The 2089-nt window shown below is 71.7% G+C and carries 2 protein-coding genes; both read left to right on the top strand.

All coding sequences use genetic code 11. From position 1 onward, the window contains the following. The first annotated feature begins 102 nt into the window (after positions 1-102). Positions 103-810 carry a response regulator transcription factor gene (locus ABYE80_RS20200; RefSeq protein WP_372792147.1) on the top strand — a complete coding sequence of 236 codons (708 nt, stop codon included), beginning with the start codon at positions 103-105 and terminating at the stop codon, positions 808-810. A gap of 8 nt (positions 811-818) precedes the next feature. After that, a partial coding sequence (locus ABYE80_RS20195; protein ID WP_372792145.1) for a sensor histidine kinase occupies positions 819-2089 on the top strand: 1271 nt, incomplete at its 3' end.

Raw genomic sequence — 2089 nt, 5'->3', positions numbered from 1 at the left:
CGTCCGCGACCCCAGTGGCAAGGTGCTCAACGTCCTGACCCACGCCTGAGGTCCACAGGTTCCTCCCAGGAACCTCACAGCTTCGTACCCGATACTGACGCTGTGAGCCAGACCACGGATGCCCCCGCTCATCGCGTGCTCGTCGTCGACGACGAGCCGAACATCGCCGACGTCGTCGCGATGGCCCTGCGCTACCAGGGCTTCACGGTCGAGACCGCCGGCGACGGCAAGAGCGCGCTGGAGGCGGTCCGGACGTTCAAGCCCGACCTCATGGTGCTCGACATCATGCTCCCCGACATGGAGGGCTTCGAGGTCGCAGAGCGGCTCGGCGCGCAGCGCGCCCAGGTCCCGATCGTCTTCCTCACCGCGAGGGACGCGACGGAGGACAAGGTCCGCGGGTTGACGACCGGCGGGGACGACTACGTCACCAAGCCGTTCAGCCTCGAGGAGCTCGTCGCGCGCATCCGGACGATCCTGCGTCGCGCCGGACTCGCCAAGCCCGAGTCCAGCCGGCTCGTGTTCGAGGACGTCGAGCTCGACGAGGAGACCCGCGAGGTCACACGGGCCGGGAACCCGGTGGAGCTCACGGCCACCGAGTACCGGCTGCTGCGCTACTTCCTGCGCAACCCGCGCCGCGTGCTGACCCGCGCGCAGATCCTCGATCACGTCTGGGAGTACGACTTCGGCGGTGACGCCCGCGTCCTGGAGACCTACGTCAGCTACCTGCGCAAGAAGCTCGATGTCCACGGGCCGCCGCTGATCCAGACCGCACGCGGCGTCGGGTACGCGATGCGTCTGCCCCGGAGCTAGCGCGCGCGGTGAGGTCGCTGTCCCTCAGGGCCCGCCTCGTGCTCGGACTGCTGGCGATCGCCGCGGTCGGACTCGTCGTGCTCGGGGCCGTCACGTACGCGAGCCAGCGCAACTTCCTGCAGGACCGCATCGACGAGCAGGCCCGTGACGGGCTGCCCGCGATCTCCCGGGCGCTCGATGCCGAGCTCGGGACCGGCTCCGGGATCGGTGAGCGTTTCCGTCGCCCGCGCCCCGGGGGCGGCCGGCCGCCCACCAACCTGCCGCCCGGTACCTACGGGGAGCGCATCTCCCCGGCGGGCGAGGTGCTCACGCAGGTCGTCTCGGGCTACACCGAGGCGGACGCGATCGACTTCCCGACGGACCTGGAGGCCGGGGAGCGGCGGACCATCGACACCTCGGGCCGACGCTTCCGCGTCGCCGCGGAACGCGACCCGGTGTCGGGGTCCCTCGACGTCATCGCCGTGCCGCTGACGGAGATGGACGAGACGCTGTCCCAGCTGCTGCTGGTCGAGGGCCTGGTCATCGTCGCGGTCCTCGGCGTGCTGGGTGGCGTCGCGCTCCTGCTCGTCCGGGTCGGGCTGCGGCCCCTGGACCGCATGGCGCTCACCGCGGACCAGATCGCCGCCGGGGACCTCTCGCACCGCGTCGAACCCGCGGACGAGCACACCGAGGTCGGTCGACTGGGCCTGGCGCTCAACACGATGCTCGGACGGCTGGAGACCGCCTTCGCGGGCCAGCGGCAGAGCGAGGATCGTCTGCGGCAGTTCGTGGCCGACGCTTCCCACGAGCTGCGCACCCCACTGGCGTCGATCCGCGGCTACGCCGAGCTGTTCCGCATGGGAGCCGGGGACGATCCGGTGGAGAGCGCGAAGGCGATGCGGCGGATCGAGGAGGAGGCCACGCGGATGGGGGTGCTCGTCGAGGACCTGCTCGCCCTGGCCCGGCTCGACGAGACGCGCGCGACGGTCCGCGAGCCGGTCGACGTCGCGGACCTGGCGACCGACGCGGTGGAGGATGCGCGGGTCACCGCGCCGGACCGGCAGATCGCCCTGCGCGTGGAACCGCACGACGATCCGATCGTGCTCGCCGACCCCGACCAGCTGCGACAGGTGCTCGCCAACCTGCTGCGCAACGCCCTGGTGCACACGCCGCCAGGGTCACCGATCGACGTCAGCGCGTCCTCCGACCCGTCGAACGGACACGTCGCGCTCGTGGTGCGCGATCACGGGCCCGGCCTGCCGTCCGACGACCCCGCATCGCTGTTCGAGCGCTTCTGGCG

Source organism: Paraconexibacter sp. (genome assembly GCF_041602235.1).
Classification (GTDB): Bacteria; Actinomycetota; Thermoleophilia; order Solirubrobacterales; family Solirubrobacteraceae; genus Paraconexibacter.
Note: the sequence above shows the minus strand (reverse complement) of the source record. Positions and strands in the feature narration are given on the sequence as shown.